This is a genomic window from Streptomyces sp. NPDC047042, from assembly GCF_040644035.1.
GTDB lineage: Bacteria > Actinomycetota > Actinomycetes > Streptomycetales > Streptomycetaceae > Streptomyces.
In genome coordinates this window covers 21,654-36,797 of sequence record NZ_JBEYVP010000037.1, presented here as the reverse complement: position 1 = coordinate 36,797, position 15,144 = coordinate 21,654, and the positions used below count along the sequence as shown (strand labels likewise).

The window sequence follows — 15,144 nt, the reverse complement described above, 5'->3', positions numbered from 1 at the left end:
CCAACGCACCACGAACGCACGGGACTTGAGGAGCACACAGCGCATGACCGCACCCGAGGGCGCGCCCACCCGCATAGACACCAGCAGACCCCACCCCGCCCGGGTCTACGACTGGTGGCTCGGCGGCAAGGACAACTACCCGGTGGACGAGGAACTGGCCCGCAAAATCCTCGCCGTGGACGGCACGGTGCTGCGCGGCGCACGGGCCAACCGCCGGTTCATGCAACGGGCGACGCGTACGGCCGCCGAGGCCGGTATCCGCCAGTTCCTCGACATCGGCACGGGCATCCCCACCGAGCCGAACCTGCACCAGGTGGCCCAGAGCGTCGCCCCCGAGTCCAAGGTGGTGTACGCGGACAACGACCCGATCGTCCTGCGGCACGCCCAGGCCCTGCTGCACGGCACGGCCGAGGGCACGACCGACTATGTGCACGCCGACGCCCGCGACCCCGAGACGATCCTGCGCCTGGCCGGCGAGTCCCTCGACTTCACACGGCCCGTCGCGCTGTCGCTGGTCGCGCTGACCCACTATCTCGGCGACGACACCGACGGCGACGACGTGCACGGCCTGCTGAAGAAGTACGTCGACGCGCTCGCCCCGGGCAGCTATCTGATCCTCTCCCAGGTCACCCCGGACCTCAGCCCCGAGGCCATCACCAAGGCGGCCGAACACTTCCGGCGCAGCGGTACCCCGTTCTACCCCCGCACGCTCCCCGACTTCCACCGCTTCTTCGACGGCCTGGAACTCCTGGGCCCGGGCGTGATCCCGGTATACGGCTGGCGCCCGGACCCGGAGGACGTAGCAGCGCAGGCAGAGGGAATAGTCCCGGTCTACGCAGGCGTAGCCCGCAAGCCCTGAAAGAGGGCGCTCCGCGCCCTTCTTTCAGGGGCGCGGGGCTCTGCCGATCTGTGGCTCCGCCACGGGGCGCGACAAGCCACAACACACCCGCACCCCGCAACGCACCTACACCCCCGCCCCCTTCCCGCCCCCACCCCCCTCCCCTTCCCGCTCGTCATCAACAATCTCCGCATCCACAACCCCCTCCTCCTCAGCAGAAGCTTCCTGAGGCGACGGTTCCTGCTGAGCCTGCGCGTACATCGCCTGCCCCATCCGCTGACTGACAGTCGCCAGCTTCTCCACCCCCGCCCGCAACACGCTGACGTCGGTCTCCTGGGACAACAACCCCTTCACCTCGGCAACAGCCGAGGCAACCTCCGACTTGGCCTCCGCCGGCACCCGTTCCTCGTTCTCCCGCACGAACTTCTCGGTCTGATACACGAGTTGCTCGGCCTGGTTCCGCGTCTCCGCCGCCTCCCGGCGGCGCCGGTCCTCGTCGGCGTACTGCTCGGCCTCGCGCATCAGGCGGTCGATGTCGTCCTTGGGAAGCGCTGACCCGCCGGTGACGGTCATCTTCTGTTCCCGGCCGGTGGCCAGATCCTTCGCCGAGACATGCATGATCCCGTTGGCGTCGATGTCGAAGGCGACCTCGATCTGCGGCACCCCGCGCGGGGCCGGCGGCAGCCCGGTGAGGTCGAAGACGCCCAACTTCTTGTTGTACGCGGCGATTTCGCGTTCACCCTGGTAGACCTGGATGCCGACCGAGGGCTGGTTGTCGGTGGCCGTCGTGAAGATCTCCGAACGCCGGGTGGGGATCGTGGTGTTGCGCTCGATGAGCTTGGTCATGATGCCGCCCTTGGTCTCGATCCCGAGGGACAGCGGGGTGACGTCGAGCAGCAGGACGTCCTTCACGTCGCCGCGGATGACGCCCGCCTGGAGGGTGGCGCCCAGCGCGACCACCTCGTCCGGGTTGACACCCTTGTGCGGCTCCTTCCCGGTGAGTTCCTTGACGAGTTCGGTGACGGCGGGCATCCGGGTCGAGCCGCCGACCAGGATCACCCGGTCGATCGCGGAGAGCTGCACACCGGCGTCCTTGATCGCCTGGCTGAAGGGCTTCTTGCAGCGGTCGAGCAAGTCGGCGGTGAGCTCCTGGAACTGGGAGCGGGTCAGTTTCTCCTCGAGGTGCAGCGGTCCCTCGGCGGAGGCGGTGATGTAGGGCAGGTTGACGCTCGTCTCGGAGGCGCTCGACAGCTCGATCTTCGCCTTCTCGGCGCCCTCGCGCAGCCGTTGCAGCGCCATCTTGTCGGCCGCGAGGTCGATGCCCTGCTGCCCCTTGAAGCGTTTGACGAGATGGTCGACGATCCTCTGGTCCCAGTCGTCGCCGCCGAGCCGGGTGTCGCCGTTGGTCGCCTTGACCTCGATGACCCCGTCGCCGATCTCGAGGAGGGACACGTCGAAGGTGCCGCCGCCCAGGTCGAAGACGAGCACGGTGTGCTCCTCGCCCCGGTCGAGGCCGTACGCGAGGGCGGCGGCGGTCGGTTCGTTGATGATCCGCAGCACCCTCAGTCCGGCGATCTCCCCGGCCTCCTTGGTGGCCTGCCGCTGGGAGTCGTCGAAGTAGGCCGGCACGGTGATCACCGCGTCCGAGACGTCCTCGCCGAGATACGCCTCCGCGTCCCGCTTCAGCTTCTGCAGCACGCGCGCGGAGATTTCCTGGGCGCGGTAGCGGGTGCCGTCGACGGACCCCTGTTCGGGGAACCGCCAGTCCCCGTCGCCCATATGGCGCTTGGCGGAGCGGGCCGTTCGCTCCACGTTGGTCACGGCCTGCCGCTTGGCGACCTCGCCGACGAGCACCTCGCCGTTCTTCGCGAAGGCCACGACGGACGGTGTGGTCCTCGCCCCCTCGGCGTTCGCGACGACGGTGGGGTCACCGCCCTCCAGCACGGCCACCACCGAGTTCGTCGTCCCCAGATCGATCCCGACCGCACGTGCCACAGCTGTCCCCTTCCGCCAGGACGCTTACCGCCCCCACCACAGAACTGAGTGCCTTGTCGTCGATCCTTTCTCCGGGCCCCTCCTTTGAGATACCCCGGAAACGCCGCTGCCGCGCACCTCGGACCGAGGTGCGCGGCAGGGATGTGAGCGAACGTCAGGCGAGCTTCGCCGACAGGGTGATCGTCGTACCGGTCAGGGCCTTGCTGACCGGGCAGTTCGCCTTGGCGTCCTCGGCGGCGGCGACGAAGGCGTCCTCGTCGATGCCGGGCACGGTGCCCTCCACGGTGAGGTGGATGCCGGTGATGCCCTCACCCGGCTGGAAGACGACGTCGGCCGAGGTCAGGAGCTTGGTCGCCGGGGTGCCGGCGCCGGCCAGGGCGTGCGAGAACGCCATCGAGAAGCAGCTGGAGTGGGCGGCGGCGATCAGCTCCTCCGGGCTGGTCTTGCCGTTCGCGTCCTGGGCGCGGGAGGCCCACGTCACGGGCTGCTCGGCGATGGCCCCGGAGGAGTCGAAGGTGACGACACCGCTGCCCTCCAGCAGGTTGCCTTCCCAGACGGTGTGTGCAGAGCGCGTGGTAGCCACGGTTCTTCCTTTCGCGTGCGGTCCCGATGCCGGGGTTGTGTATCCCCGTTGCCCCCATCCGATCACACTCCGGCCCACTTACGGTTCACTGCACCCTAAAGACCGGTCCCCGCGCGGTGAACGGCAGACGCGCACCCTGCGGAATCAGATAGGCGTGCTCGCGCCGTACCCGCAGCACGTCGCACCAGCCGTCCGTGATCACCAACACGGGCGCCCCCGGCGGAAAGTCGTCGGCCCGGTGCAAAAGGTCGATGCCCGGCTGCAGTACGGTCCCGCCGCGCCCGTGCACCCGGACCCGCTCGGCGATCTCGGTGACGGGCAGATAGCCCGCGTCGTGCGGGGCGGCATCGCAGAACACGACGCGCGCCGCCGGTACGTCCCGTGCGCCGGCGTACGAGGCGATCGCGCCCAGCGCCTTGCCGAGCAGCGCCCGGTCCATGGACCCGGAGGTGTCGAGCACGACCCCGAACGTGCAGCGGGCGATCTCCTCGGGCGGGAAGTACCGCCCCGCGCGCGGGATGTCGGGGGTGGAGGACTGGCGGCGCGAAGGGCGCGCATACGACCGTACGGGTTCCGGGCGGGGGACGAACTCGTCGAACCAGCGGGCGAGTTGGGCGTCCCACGGCAGCGGCGGATGGTTGAGTGCGCGGATCTCCTCCACCAGTCCGCCCGGCAGGTACCCGCGTTCGTGCTGCTGGTGCAGGTTCAGGCCCTGGCCGAGGCCGCGCCGGTAGAACTCGTCGAGGTCGACGTAGTCGCGGGGCGAGCCGAGCGGAGCGCCCAGGACGTCGCAGGCGCCCTTTCCGCGCAGGGTGGACAGCCGGCGCATTCGGCGCAGGTCCTTCGCGATCCGGTCGTACACCTCCTCCGCCGACAGGCCCTTCAACTCGGCGTCGTACAGCAGCCCTTCGGGTGCCGTGCCGAGGTCCATCTCTGTCAGCCAGCCGTTGATGACGTAGTCGCAGGCGACGTTGAAGAGGTACGGGTCGCGGGTGCCGCAGCGGTCGCCGTGGCGCAGGGCGGCGTGCAGCATCTCGTGGGCGAGGACGAACCGCCATTCCTCGTCATCGAGTTGACGCAGCGGGTTGATGTAGATCTCGCCCGCCTCCGCGTTCACGGCGGCCACGGAGATGCCGTGGGCGTGGACCAGTTCGAGGTCGGCGACGAGTTTGATGCCGGCCGCGATCCCGCCGAGCAGGGGGTAGGAGGTGACGAACCAGCTCAACGCCTTCTCCCAGGGCCGTTGTTGGATCGCGTCGCCCTGCATGGAGTCACGTCGCCCTGCCGCCATGTCCATCGCCGTCGCCATCGTGCGGGTGAGGGCGGAGGCGAAGGAGAGCTGCCAGTCGGGCACCGACGGGGCCCTCTTGTCGTACGGTTCGAGCCACTGGTCGGGCTCGCCGCCCGCCGTACCGCACGTCTCGAACGCGGCCGGGACCGAGCCCGCGCGCCGCCAGCGGGCGGCGAGCTGTTCCTCGTCGCCGTCGGGGTAGGCGCGCGGGAGGTGGTCGGGGGCGGTGCCGACGGCGAAGCCGAGGAGGAAGCGGTTGACGACGACGCAGCGGGCGGCGATGTCGTAGCGGTCGGGCTGGACGCGCTCGCCCTTCGCCGCGGGGACGTGCCCGAAGCCGAGGTGGATGAGACCGTGCGCGACCGCCCACGCCCACTGGGCCGGTTCGGCCAGTCGGCTTTGGTGGACGTGCAGGACCCCGTCCGAGTCGACGCGGACCAGTCCGTCCCGGGGCGCGAGGACGCAGTCCTCGCCCCGGCAGATGCAGAAGTCCACCGAGCCGAGCGCCGGGTTGGCGTTGACGAGGGACAGCCCGGCCTCGAACGCCACCCGCGCGAGGTCCTTCTTCTTCTGCGCCTGCTTGTGCGCCCGGCTCACCGGCGCGCCTCCACCAGCCGCGGCATGTCCCGCGCCGCCTCGACCAGGAACCAGGCCGGCAGCAGGGGGTTGCCGTCGGCGTCGGAGGCGATGACGCTCTGCGCGACCTCCACCGAGATCTCGGCTAGCTGCACGAGCAGCGACTTGGCGCGGTACGCGGCCTCCCTGCCGTTCGGCGACATGTGCCCTTTGCTGGCGGGGAGTTCCTTGACGAGGCGGCCGCGGAACGACTCGGCGAGGTAGTAGAGCAGGTCGCGGTCCTCGATCCGGTGGGGCCAGCGCGCGTCGCCCTTGATGATGGCGTCGATGCCGAACCGGCTGCGCACGATCTTGACGTATCCGCAGAACGCGGTGGCGTGCGTCGGGGTCAGCGCGCCGTGCGCGATCACCTTCAGGGTCTCCTCGTCGAGCGCGGGCCCGAAGGAGTGCAGGGCGTCGGAGAGCAGGTGCCAGGAGCGGGGCGTGGAGAAGGGCTCCTCGGTCTTCGGCGGCTTGGACCAGAGGTGGTCGGGCCGGTCGGTGAGGTGGTCCACGACCCACGGGTGGATGTCGTTGTTCGCCGCCCAGACCAGCCAGTCCTTCGGCGAGGCCTCCAGGTGGACGTGGGCGAGCCGGTTGACGAGGGCGGAGGCGATGGGCCGGGCGAGGGCGTTGTCCGTGGCGCGGTTGCCGGCGCCGATCACGATCGAGCCCTTCGGCAGCTCGTAGTTGCCGATGCGCCGGTCGAGGATCAGCGAGTAGAACGCCTTCTGGACGTCCGGCGTGGCCGCGTTCAGCTCGTCCAGGAACAGGCAGTACGGCTCGTCGCGGGCGATGGCCTCCGGCGGGCAGAACACGGACCGCCCGTCGCGGATCTGCGGTACGCCGATCAGGTCCTCCGGCGCCAGTTGCGTACCGAGCAGACTCACGCACTCCAGTCCCAGTGACTCGGCGAACTCCCTTACCAGGGAGGACTTTCCGATGCCGGGGGCGCCCCAGAGGAACACGGGCCGCACGGTGGCGAGCCCGAGCAGCAGCTCCGGAATCCGGGCGGGGGTGACGGTGACGGCAGCCTGCACGCAGGTACTCCAGGGGTTCGTAGAGAACGGACGCGCGAAGGCGCGGGGTCCGGTACGAACAGTGTGGGTACGCGTGCCCGGGAGCGCAGCCGATTTTCGGCGGGGCCCGCGGTACAACGGCGCCTAGGCGACCCGCCGGCCCGAAGGGTCCTCGGGGACGTTCAGCGGCACCTGCGGCCCGTTGCACTCGCGCAGCCAGCGGCGCAGTACGCGGTGGATGTGCTCGGCGCCGACGAGTTCCTCCCCCTCGCCGGCCGCCGCGGACAGCGCGACCGGTGCCAGCAGGAAGGGTCTGCCCTGGGCGCCTCCGAGGCCGCCGTGCGAGCCGATCTGCTCCTCGAAGGCGAGCACCTCCCCCTCGGCGGGGTCGTACCAGGAGTTGACCATGATGTCGGCGGTGTGCGGAAAGGAGTGCGTACGGCGCACCGCGCCCGCCGCGCCGGGCCCGAAGTCGGCCAGCGGGCCGAGGTGTTCGTCGCCCGGTTCGTCCAGCGCGGCCACCGGAATCTGTGCGCCGTGCGCGCCCAGCACCAGCCCGCCGTGCTCCTCGCTGGCGACGAGGACGAAGCCCACGCCGGGATGGTTGGCGAGGGTGGTCAGCAGCGCGGGATGGCGGGCGTCGATCTCCTCCTTGGTCATACGGTGGTGCACGTCCGGGAAGGAGATGAGCCCGAGGTTCCCGGAGGCGAGCACCAGCGGTTCGGAGTGGCGGCCCGGGGGCACGTGCCGGCCGCCGTTCTCCTCGACGGGCCGGCGCAGCGCCGCGCGCACGGCGGCACGTGCCTCGGCCCCGCTGTGGGTGCGCTCCGCCCTGCGCGGTACGGGCAGACCGCAGCCGGCCCGGACCAGGTCGCCGAGGCCGAGCCCGTACCGTCCCCGGAAGGTCTCGCCCGGGCTCTGCCCGTGGTCGGAGAGGAGGACGATCCGGTAGGGGCGTGGGGCGTGTTCGGCGACCTGCGCGATCAGCGCCACGGCGCGGTCGAGGCGCTGGAGGACCTTCTCCACGTCCCGGCTGTGCGGCCCGGAGTGGTGGGCGACCTCGTCGTAGGCGACCAGGTCGGCGTAGACGGCGGTGCGCCCGGCGAGCATGTCGCCCATCACGGCGGCGACGACCACGTCCCGTTCCACGACGGTCGCGAACGCGCGGATGAACGGGTAGAGCCCGCCGCGTGCCACGCGCGGACGTCGTTTGCGCATCCTGGCCGTCGTGGACTGACCGATCTCGCGGCCCACCTCGGCGACGAAGGACAGGGCGGTGCGGACGGCGTTGGCGGGGTCGGAGAAGTAGGCGAAGTAGCCGGCGCGGGAACGGTTCTCCCGGCGGCGGCGGCGGGTCGCGATGGACAGCACGAGGGCCTGCTCGTCGGCGCCGCCGCTGAAGAGGTTGCCGCGGCTGGCCCCGTCGACGGTGAGCAGCCCGCCGTCGCCGGTGTGTTCGACGGCCCGGCGCTGGAGTTCGGCGGCGCTGGTGGGCCGGTTGCACACCATGACCTCCCCGGAGCTCTTCTCGTACCAGCGGAAGGCCGGGATGTCGTGGTTGGTGCCGTGCAGGATGCCCAGCTGGCTCGCGCCGGTCTGGCTGGACCAGTCGGTGCGCCAGGGGGTGAGCCGGTGGCTCGCGCCCAGCCAGCCCGCGACGGTCGGCATCAGCCCCTTCTCCACGGCGCGTACGAGGACGTCGTGGCCGACGCCGTCGAGCTGCAGGAACACCATGCCGGGTGTCGTGGGGCCGTCGAACGGCCTTGCGGTTCCGCGTCGGTCGGCGAGCCGGTAGAGCCGTCTTCGATACGCGTCGTCGTCCCGTACGGCCAGTGCCGCGCCCGTCGCGGAGGCCACGGCGGACATCACCGCGGCGACCACCACCGCCGTCTCCGGGGCCGCCTCGGGGCGGTCGGCCGGGGTCAGCCGCAGGGCGACGAGCAGCAGCGCGCCGTTCAGGAAGAAGACCAGCAGGCCGAGGACGAGGGCGGGCACGAGCAGCAGCAGCCGCACCAGCACCGGCCAGACCAGGGCCGACAGCAGACCGAACGCGCCGGCCCCGAAGGCCGCGGTGACCGCGATCCGGGTGGCGCTGTCGCCGTCACCGGAGCGGATCCGGAAGTCCGGCAGGAGGCCGGCGAGCGCCAGCATCGTGAGCGTCGACACCGCCCACACCGCGACGCTCCGCCCGATCTGGCTGGCGATCGGCCGCCAACGCACCGCACCCACGTCCCGCACACCTCACGTCCCGGCCCGGCCCCCGCGGCCGGCCTGCGCCCACCCTGTCACAACGGTCGAGCCACGTCCGGCGTGCCCTGTTTCACCGGCCGTCGTAGCCGGCGGTCGGCATGGACAGCCTGCGGTGGACCCGGGCCTTCATCTGGGCGTCGTACGACGGTTCCGCGCGGCCCACCGTCTCCACCCGCACCCCGCGCCGGGCGCACTCGGCGGTGAACTCGTCGACCGAGGTCAGCGCCTGCTCCAGGACCCGCTGGCTGGGTGCCACGAACAGGTCGAGGCCCGCTTCCACGCCGTCCCAGAGGGCGCAGTGGTCGGGGCGCAGACCGCGGACGAGCAGCTCCCGGGTGACGACGTAGCCGCGTTCGGCGGCCCAGCGGGCGCACATCGCGTACTGGCTGCGGGAGTCGACGAGGAACGGCTCCTCGTCGAGTTCCTCGAGCGGTGTCAGGCTGGCGATCGCGGTGACCCGCGGTATCGGACCGGGCAGGCCGACGGCGGCGTGCGCGTGTCCCATGGCGTCCCCCTAAGCTCCGGGCTTCCCCGTTCACCTCAGGGTTTCCCCACTCGCCCCGGGTTTCCCGCCGACCCTACTCCTGCCCGTAGGCTTCGGGGAGTCGCGCGAAGGAGGCAAAGGGGTGCCGGTGGAGATCACGTGGTGGGGGCACGCCACCTGTACGGTCGAGGACTCGGGCGTACGCGTGCTCACCGACCCCCTGTTCGTGCGCCGGCTTGCCCATCTGCGCCGTCGGCGGGGCGAGTTGCCGCCCCCCGGCGCATGGAGCGCGGACGTGGCGCTCGTTTCGCATCTGCACTCCGATCACCTCCATGTGCCCTCCCTCGCGCGCCTCGCGCCGGGCGTGCGCCTGATCGTGCCCCGGGGCGCTCCGAAGGCGGTGCCGGGTCTGTCGCGCCGGCTGGCGCATCTCCGGATCACGGAGATGGCCGCCGGGGACCGTACGGAGGTCGGTGACCTGGTCGTACGGGCGGTGTCCGCGCGGCACGACGGGCGGCGGCTGAATTTCGGACCGCAGCGGGCTCCCGCGCTCGGCTATGTGATCGAGGGCGAGGCGCGGACGTATTTCGCCGGGGACACGGGCCTGTTCGCGTCGATGGCGGCGGAGGTCGGGCCGGTCGACGCGGCGCTGCTGCCGGTGGGCGGGTGGGGGCCGTATCTCGGCGAGGGGCATCTGAACGCGGAGCGGGCCGCCGAGGCGCTGGCCCGGCTGGCGCCGCACTGCGCGGTGCCGGTGCACTACGGCACGTACTGGCCGATCGGGATGGACGCCGTGCGCCCCCATGAGTTCCATGCGCCGGGTGAGGAGTTCGTCCGGCTCGCGGCGGAGCGCGCGCCGGAGGTCGACGTGTACCGGCTGGGCCACGGGGAGAGCGTGCGCCTGAAGGCCGCGCGGTGATCGTGGAGCTGGCCGCCGCGGCGGCCCCGGGGCAGGGGTCGGCGGGGCAGGCGATCGGCTATCCGACGCTGTTTCTGCTGGTGATGGTCGGGGCGCTGGTGCCGGTGGTGCCGACGGGGGCGCTGGTGAGTTCGGCGGCGGTGGTCGCCTTTCACCAGCGCACGCCGCTCGCGATGGTCCTGGTGTTCGTGGTGGCCTCGCTGGCCGCGTTTCTCGGCGACATCGCGCTGTACTGGCTGGGCCGGCGCGGGATGGGCTCGAAGAACGGCTCGCGCTGGCTGGCCGCGATCCGCAACCGGGCTCCCGAGGACCGGCTCGCACAGGCTCAGGAGAAGCTGAGCGAGCACGGGGTGGCGGTGCTGGTGCTGTCCCGGCTGGTGCCGGCGGGCCGAATCCCGGTGATGCTGGCCTGTCTGATGGCGAAGTGGCCGGTACGCCGCTTCGCCCGCGGCGACGTCCCGGCCTGCCTCGCCTGGGCGGCCACGTACCAGCTGATCGGCGTCCTGGGCGGCTCCCTCTTCGACGAGCCCTGGCAGGGCGTGCTGGCGGCGGTGGTGCTGACCCTGACGATCAGCGCGGCACCGAGTGTGTGGCGCCGGGTACGCGGGGTCCGCGGAGCGGCCTGAGCGGGCGGGCCGCTCCGCGCCCGTCGGTGCGGCGCGCGGGCCTGCCGGTCAGGGCAGTACCCGTGAGCCTCCGACCGGCAGGTCCCACAGGTCCTGGCGGGGCAGGCCGGCCTTCTGCCAGGCGGCCTGGACGCGGGTCAGGGGTTCGAGGACCGGTTCGGCGGACAGGACGAAGGTCGCCCAGTGCATGGGCGCCATCCTGCGCGCGCCGACATCGATGGCGGCCTGGACCGCCTCCTCCGGGTCGCAGTGGACGTCGCTCAGCCACCAGCGGGGGTTGTACGCGCCGATCGGCAGCAGCGCGAGGTCGATACCCGGGTAGCGCTGCCCGATACGGCTGAACCAGTGGCCGTAGCCGGTGTCGCCCGCGAAGTAGACGCGCTGCCCGTCCAGGTCGGTGAGCACCCAGCCGCCCCAGAGGGTGCGGCAGGTGTCGGTGAGGCCGCGCTTGGACCAGTGGTGGGCCGGTACGAAGTCGAAGCGGACGCCGGCCAGTTCGGCCGTCTCCCACCAGTCCAGCTCGGTGATGTGGGTGAACCGGCGGCGCCTGAACCAGCGGCCGAGCCCCGCCGGCACGAACACCGGGGTGTCGCGCGGGAGTCGGCGCAGTGTCGGGGCGTCCAGGTGGTCGTAGTGGTTGTGGCTGATGACGACGGCGTCGACGCGCGGCAGCGCGCTCCAGGCGATGCCCACGGGGGTGATCCGGGCCGGCGTACCGAGGATGCGGCGGGACCAGACCGGGTCGGTGAGGACGGTGAGCCCGCCGATCCTGACCACCCAACTGGCGTGTCCCGCCCAGGAGACGGCGACCGTCCTGGTGTCCACGCGGGGCAGCGGGCCGGGGGCGAAGGGCAGCCTCGGGATGTCGGCGAGGCCTTCCGGGGTCGGTCGTACGGCGCCCTCGCGGGCGAATCTGGCCATGCCGCTGAGGCCGGGCAGCGGGGCGGTCAGCCGGTCGGCGAAGGACCGGGGCCAGACCCGGGACCGGTGCGGCGGCCGAAGCATCTCGGTCGTGACGCTGACGCCGGGGTCGGGGTCCGGGTAGGGATCGGGGCCGGTGCTCGTCGTGGTCGACTCGGACTGTTGCGTCATCGAGGAGGCTCCCGTCGCTGAGCGTCGTCACAGAGATCGTCGAAGATCGATCCCATCAGGGTCAACGCGCGTTGCACGTGTGGCAGTTCCAGGGGTTCGGGTGACATGAGCGACTGCGCCCGCTCCTCGGGCGTGTCGCCGAGCAGGGCGCCGGTGGCCAGCCGGACGCGCAGTGCGGCGAGGTCGTCCCCGAACCGGTGACCGCCCGGCGCGGGCATCCCGAGCCGGGCGGTGAGGTACTCCTCCAGTTCCTGGGCGTCACCGACGCCATGGGCGCCGAACGCGGTCCGCAGGGGGCCGAGATCGACGTACAGATGGCGGCCCGACCTCGGTGGCAGGGCCAGACAGCCCGCGGCGACGACCACGGCGTGCGCGGAGGTCGCCACGCGCGCGTGCAGCCGTACGGCGGCGGTGAGCCGCTGGGTGACGGGCTCGGGCTCGCCGAGCGCGTAGCCCGCGGCGACGGCGACCGGTTCGGCGATCCGGGCGCCGAGCGCGGTGAGTACGTCGAGCACGCGCGCGCGTAGGGCGTCGCCGAAGGCGTTCGCGGGGAAGCGGGCGAGGGCGGCGGGCCAGCCGGGCGGCAGCAGCGCGCCGCGCAGGTCGGTGACGACGGTGACCTGGTCCGGCAGCATCTCGGCCGGGCTGAGCAGCACGGTTTCCTGCGGCCTGTGCAGGGTGTCGCGCCAGGTCTCGTCGCTGACCAGGTGGAGTCCCTCCCCGGCGGCCGCCTCCACGGTCTCGTGCAGGAGTTCGGGCGGTGCGACGGTGGCGGTCGGGTCGTCCGCCACGGACAGCACGAGCAGCCGGGGGTCCCCGCCCTCGGCGCGCACCCTGCGCACGGTCTCCAGCAGGGCGTACGGGTCCGGCACGCCTCCGCAGTCGGCGGGCGTGCCCACATGGAACACGGATCTGCCCAACGCCCGTACCTGGGGCGCCCACCAGCTCGCGCAGGGCCGGGGCACCAGGACGTCGCCGCCGATCGCGGCGGTCAGCGCGTGCAGCAGGGCGGGGTTGCCGGGCGCGGCCACGAGCCGGTCGGGCTCGGCGGGCAGTCCGCGCCGGGCCCAGTAGCCGCCGGCCGCGTCGAGGAGGGCGGGGTCGCCGCCGGTCGGCCGGGCGTCGGGGCGGGTGGCCGCGGCGGCGAGCGCGGCGGCGAGTTCGGGCAGTACGGGGAGTGCGTCGTCGGGGAACGGCGGGCCGTAGCGGACGGGGCCGTGCCCCTGGGTGTCCGTCCGCCGCATGCGTACCTCCGCGCGGTTGCTGGGTCCGGTGTGGTGCCTGTGCCTGCCTGTGAGTTCGAGTACCCACGGTCACAGGGACCCATGGGGGCGGATCGGGGTTGCTTTCCGCCGGGCGGGGCCGCGCCCTGGGTCAGCGCCGCGTGGACGTCCCTCCACGGCGCACCCGGTGTACGGCGGCCCCGGCCGCACCCGCGATCAGCACTCCCCCGGCGACCAGTGCGGGCACCGAGTCGGTGAAGGCGCCGCCCTGCCCGGCCTCCACCCCGCGCTGCACCGGGGCGGGCGTGGGCAGGGGGGCGTGCGTGGACGAGTGCGTGGGGCAGGAGGTCAGGTCCTGCAGGTCACTGCTCTGCCAGTCACCGCTGTGGGAGCCGGTGCCGCAGCTGCCGGCGTCGCTGCCGGGGCCGGTGCCGTCGCGGGTCACCGTGAACGTCGCCTTCCACGCCTTGCCCTCGGCGCCGGCCTGCCCGGGACACGTGCCGTCGGCGGACCATTCGGAGGCCGGGGAGCCGGCGTTCTGGTCGCCCTCGAAGCTGGCGGCGGGCGCGATCTTCGCGGTGCCGCTGTAGGCGGGGCCGGTCACCTGGTCGCCGTTGCCGGGGACCTGCTGGAGTTGGACGGTGCCCTGCTCGAAGCCCAGGGAGTGCGCGTCGATGGACGCGGGCGGAGTCCCGCCGGTCGCCTCGCAGGCCACGGAGACGGTGACGGTGCCGCCGGGGCCGACGGTACCCGGGCTGACCTCCCCGGCGGCGTCCGCCGCCCCGGCCGAGGCGGCGGCACCCAGGGCGACACCGGCCAGGGCGGCGACGGACAGGACACGGGCGGTGCGGCGCATGACTGGGCTCCTTCGAGCGAGGACTGCGGAGCACGTCGGGTGGTGCCCCGCCCCCATGACAGCCCGCCCGACGCCACGACGCGCGCGGCCGGACCCCATTAGCGGGACGGGCACACCCGAGCGGGTGACGGCGACCTGGCGGTCCCGTGGGGCCCACCGGTCCTGCCCCGGCGTCGACGGATCGCGAGACGGTGGTGCGTCGGCTGAACTCCGCGGCTCCCGTGTTCACCGGCACCCGTGCGGGAAACACGACGGGCCGCCCGCCGGCGGGCCCGCTCGGGCACGCCGACCGGGCCGGTTTCCGCTTCCGCCCCGACGAGCGCACGGTGGCCGAGCGGGCTGCCCCCGTCCCGCACCACCGCTCTCGGTCACCCTGTTCCGCGGCGGGGCCCGGCCGGCGTTCTCGATGGCGGAGGATTACCCACCCGGTCGGCTAGGCGGCGTCCTTCATGACCTGGTCCCGCAGTCGGTTGCAGGAGCGGCTGATCAGACGGGAGACGTGCATCTGGGAGATACCGAGCTGCTCGGCGATACGGCTCTGGGTCATGTCGCCGAAGAACCGCATGTAGAGGATGGCCCGTTCGCGCTCGGGCAGCGCCTGCAGCTTCGGCTTGACGGCCTCGCGGTCGATGACGGTGTCGAGGGCCGGGTCGGCCGCGCCGAGTGCGTCGCTGAGGGAGTATCCGTCCTCGCTGCCCGGAAGTTCGGCGTCGAGGGAGAGAGCGGTGAAGCTCTCCAGTGCCTCCAGGCCGACCTTGACGTCCTCCTCGGTCATGTTGGCGTGCTCGGCGATCTCGGCGACGGTGGGCCTGCGGCCGGAGATGGTCTGCGACAGGTCCTGGGAGGCGAACCGTACGCGGTTGCGCAGGTCCTGGACCCGGCGCGGCACGTGCAGGGTCCACATGTGGTCACGGAAATGGCGCTTGATCTCACCGGTGACCGTCGGGACGGCGTAGCTCTCGAAGGCGTTGCCGAGTTCGGGGTCGTAGCGGTCCACGGCCTTGACCAGGCCGAGCGCGGCGACCTGGCGCAGGTCGTCCAGACTCTCGCCGCGGCTCCGGAAGCGGCCCGCGAGCCGGTCCGCCATGGGCAGCCAGGCCTCGACGATCTTCGCCCGCAGGGTGTCGCGCTGCTGGCCCGGCGGAAGCGCGGCGAGCCTGCGGAACGCTTCCGCGGTGTCGGGGGCGTCGTCGTGGGGGTGGCGCTTCGGACTCGTCTGAGTTCGCATGGTGCGTCGCAACTCCCTTGGAGTGCTTGGGGTGGACGGGTCACCGCGGGAGGGCGCGTCCCATCCGGACAGACACACCCGGGTCGGCGATGCACCGCTCCCACGGACGTGCCTCCTGTCCGAAG

Annotated in this window: 13 protein-coding genes; 3 read left to right on the top strand and 10 right to left on the bottom strand. The window is 72.4% G+C overall.

Going from position 1 to position 15,144, the window contains the following annotated elements; genetic code table 11:
* Positions 1–43 precede the first annotated feature (43 nt).
* Positions 44–859, top strand: a complete 816-nt coding sequence (locus ABZ855_RS35830; RefSeq protein ID WP_360814058.1) for an SAM-dependent methyltransferase — start codon at positions 44–46, stop codon at positions 857–859.
* A gap of 105 nt (positions 860–964) precedes the next feature.
* On the opposite strand, the gene dnaK is transcribed toward ABZ855_RS35830, so the two are convergent.
* From dnaK to ABZ855_RS35800, 6 genes are all read right to left on the bottom strand, one after another.
* Positions 965–2,833, bottom strand: coding sequence for a molecular chaperone DnaK (gene dnaK, locus ABZ855_RS35825; protein WP_360814056.1), 1,869 nt, complete (start codon positions 2,831–2,833; stop codon positions 965–967).
* Between the two features lie 154 nt (positions 2,834–2,987).
* Positions 2,988–3,416: an OsmC family protein gene (locus ABZ855_RS35820; RefSeq protein WP_319200936.1), complete on the bottom strand. Its 429-nt coding sequence runs from the start codon at positions 3,414–3,416 to the stop codon at positions 2,988–2,990.
* Positions 3,417–3,501: 85 nt separating this feature from the next.
* Complete coding sequence (locus tag ABZ855_RS35815) at positions 3,502–5,304, bottom strand: hypothetical protein (protein WP_360814054.1); 1,803 nt, start codon at positions 5,302–5,304, stop codon at positions 3,502–3,504.
* Positions 5,301–6,362 (bottom strand): MoxR family ATPase, encoded by a 1,062-nt coding sequence (locus ABZ855_RS35810; RefSeq protein WP_319200932.1) that lies wholly within the window; start codon positions 6,360–6,362, stop codon positions 5,301–5,303. The genes ABZ855_RS35815 and ABZ855_RS35810 overlap by 4 nt, the downstream gene beginning before the upstream one ends.
* A gap of 123 nt (positions 6,363–6,485) precedes the next feature.
* Positions 6,486–8,579 carry an alkaline phosphatase family protein gene (locus tag ABZ855_RS35805; RefSeq protein WP_360814051.1) on the bottom strand — a complete coding sequence of 698 codons (2,094 nt, stop codon included), beginning with the start codon at positions 8,577–8,579 and terminating at the stop codon, positions 6,486–6,488.
* A gap of 82 nt (positions 8,580–8,661) precedes the next feature.
* Positions 8,662–9,096, bottom strand: a complete 435-nt coding sequence (locus ABZ855_RS35800) for a hypothetical protein (protein WP_360814049.1) — start codon at positions 9,094–9,096, stop codon at positions 8,662–8,664.
* 121 nt (positions 9,097–9,217) lie between these two features.
* On the opposite strand from ABZ855_RS35800, the gene ABZ855_RS35795 reads away from it, so the two are divergent.
* Complete coding sequence (locus tag ABZ855_RS35795) at positions 9,218–9,994, top strand: MBL fold metallo-hydrolase (protein WP_360814047.1); 777 nt, start codon at positions 9,218–9,220, stop codon at positions 9,992–9,994.
* Positions 9,994–10,620, top strand: a complete 627-nt coding sequence (locus ABZ855_RS35790) for a VTT domain-containing protein (protein ID WP_360814164.1) — start codon at positions 9,994–9,996, stop codon at positions 10,618–10,620. The genes ABZ855_RS35795 and ABZ855_RS35790 overlap by 1 nt, the downstream gene beginning before the upstream one ends.
* A 48-nt stretch (positions 10,621–10,668) precedes the next feature.
* Here the strand turns inward: ABZ855_RS35790 and ABZ855_RS35785 are convergent, their stop codons facing one another.
* From ABZ855_RS35785 to ABZ855_RS35770, 4 genes are all read right to left on the bottom strand, one after another.
* A complete protein-coding gene (locus ABZ855_RS35785) occupies positions 10,669–11,712 on the bottom strand; it encodes an MBL fold metallo-hydrolase (RefSeq protein WP_360814045.1) in 1,044 nt (347 codons plus the stop codon).
* Positions 11,709–12,956 (bottom strand): aminotransferase class I/II-fold pyridoxal phosphate-dependent enzyme, encoded by a 1,248-nt coding sequence (locus ABZ855_RS35780; RefSeq protein WP_360814043.1) that lies wholly within the window; start codon positions 12,954–12,956, stop codon positions 11,709–11,711. The genes ABZ855_RS35785 and ABZ855_RS35780 overlap by 4 nt, the downstream gene beginning before the upstream one ends.
* Positions 12,957–13,086: 130 nt before the next feature.
* On the bottom strand, positions 13,087–13,791 hold the full coding sequence (locus tag ABZ855_RS35775; RefSeq protein WP_360814041.1) for a hypothetical protein: 705 nt from the start codon (positions 13,789–13,791) through the stop codon (positions 13,087–13,089).
* Between the two features lie 433 nt (positions 13,792–14,224).
* Positions 14,225–15,019 carry an RNA polymerase sigma factor SigF gene (locus ABZ855_RS35770; protein ID WP_360814039.1) on the bottom strand — a complete coding sequence of 265 codons (795 nt, stop codon included), beginning with the start codon at positions 15,017–15,019 and terminating at the stop codon, positions 14,225–14,227.
* Positions 15,020–15,144: the final 125 nt, after the last annotated feature.

Coding starts and splice junctions, on each gene's coding strand:
- ABZ855_RS35785 (WP_360814045.1), bottom strand. CDS start 11,712: ATGACGCAACAGTCCGAGTCGACCACGACGAGCACCGGCCCCGATCCC.
- ABZ855_RS35830 (WP_360814058.1), top strand. CDS start 44: ATGACCGCACCCGAGGGCGCGCCCACCCGCATAGACACCAGCAGACCC.
- ABZ855_RS35770 (WP_360814039.1), bottom strand. CDS start 15,019: ATGCGAACTCAGACGAGTCCGAAGCGCCACCCCCACGACGACGCCCCC.
- ABZ855_RS35800 (WP_360814049.1), bottom strand. CDS start 9,096: ATGGGACACGCGCACGCCGCCGTCGGCCTGCCCGGTCCGATACCGCGG.
- ABZ855_RS35775 (WP_360814041.1), bottom strand. CDS start 13,791: ATGCGCCGCACCGCCCGTGTCCTGTCCGTCGCCGCCCTGGCCGGTGTC.
- ABZ855_RS35780 (WP_360814043.1), bottom strand. CDS start 12,956: ATGCGGCGGACGGACACCCAGGGGCACGGCCCCGTCCGCTACGGCCCG.